Consider the following 1,452-nt stretch of genomic DNA (forward strand, 5'->3'; position numbering starts at 1 on the left):
TAGAGTTGCTATGGAAGTTTCTTAAATGCACCTTAAGTTGGATAAGCTGATTACTAAAATGTAAATGGTATAGCTATACAAATTTATGTTTCGCTGATAGCTTACCTGATATTAAAGATAGTAGATATTCCTAAAGAATGGGGGACTACGCTACTAGATAAACTCCGCTATCTTCAATGTTGTATGTGTCAAGAAATCAGCTATGTCCACTGGATAGAACGACTTCTCTCTGGCTAAGCATTTTTACTCAGGGCAGGATAAATGTAAGCTAAAATGTAAAGTTTTGTGACAGAATTCAACACTTGTGACAGAGAGAGGGTTTCAGAAGTTACTTCTAATTAAACCGGGCGTAAAACGCCGGCATTTTTCCCAGGCAGTCTGTTACAATTCTTTGAGCTACTGCCGGACGATCGATAAAATATAAAAAAAATATGTTTTTATAGCCATCGCATTCTTCCTAGGGTATACTTAGAAAATAAGAAAAAAAAGAACTTCGGGGGACAAACAGGGGAGCTATGGTGGCCATAAGTAATGGGGGCGCTGAAGAAAAAGGCCAAGTTAAATTTGAAAAAATCGTCAGAGGGGTGTTATGAAAAGTGTTATGGAAAGTTTATTGCCAGCTCAAACTGGCACCGGCACTGTGTGGCACCCCTTTAACGTGGCGGCGGCGAACCGAGGCAGCGGAAATGTTTCCGTTTTGCTGAATCAACCCGGTGCGACTTTAACAATTGCGGATCAAAACGTGCCAACCCTAAACGCCACCCCAGTCACCTTCACCGGCATTAACGAAGATCCAACCACCAACAACGGGGATGCAGTCAACATCGCCGCCATAACCAACCTAATATATGACGTAGATGCCGGTGCGGTAGAGGGCATTGCTGTCATATCTGTGGACAACACAAATGGCAAGTGGCAGTACAGCACAGACAGTGGCAGCACTTGGCAAGACTTTTCCGCAACAGCGGCACCTTTTCTGGCACTCCCGCCAATAGGGATGCCGGCAATATCAGTATTAAGGTGATGGCGACGGATAGTGCCGGTGAGTCTGTGGATTCCACCTTTCCCCTGACAGTTGCTAATCTCAATAACGCGGCGACGGATAGTGCCGGTGCGATTGGCAATCAAACCGCCACAGAAGACAGCGCTTTCAACTTTGTTATCCCCACCGGCACTTTCGCCGATATTGACGCAGGGGATAGTTTCACGTCTAATATCACCCTCTTAAACAAATCCACCTTACCGGCATGGTTGACATTCAACCCGATAACCGGCACCTTTTCTGGCACTCCCGCCAATAGGGATGCCGGCAATATCAGTATTAAGGGAATGGCGACGGATAGTGCCGGTGAGTCTGTGGATTCCACCTTTCCCGTGACAGTTGCTAATCTCAATAACGCGGCGACGGATAGTGCCGGTGCGATTGGCAATCAAACCGCCACAGAAGACAGC

2 protein-coding genes and 1 pseudogene are annotated in these 1,452 nt (G+C 46.3%); all 3 read left to right on the plus strand.

The annotated features are described in order from the left end of the window. Positions 1–237: pseudogene (locus tag OSC10802_RS47180) on the plus strand (IS4 family transposase); the annotation flags it as partial. Between the two features lie 352 nt (positions 238–589). Next, the gene (locus OSC10802_RS0137020; protein ID WP_017721809.1) at positions 590–1,024 is read left to right on the plus strand and encodes a hypothetical protein; all 435 of its coding nucleotides are present in this window, start codon (positions 590–592) and stop codon (positions 1,022–1,024) included. Next, positions 943–1,452: putative Ig domain-containing protein (locus OSC10802_RS0137025; protein WP_198525383.1), on the plus strand; the 510-nt coding region annotated here is incomplete at its 3' end. The genes OSC10802_RS0137020 and OSC10802_RS0137025, both read left to right, overlap by 82 nt.

Origin of the sequence: Kamptonema formosum PCC 10802, from assembly GCF_000332335.1 — a bacterium.
Lineage (GTDB): Bacteria > Cyanobacteriota > Cyanobacteriia > Cyanobacteriales > Oscillatoriaceae > Oscillatoria.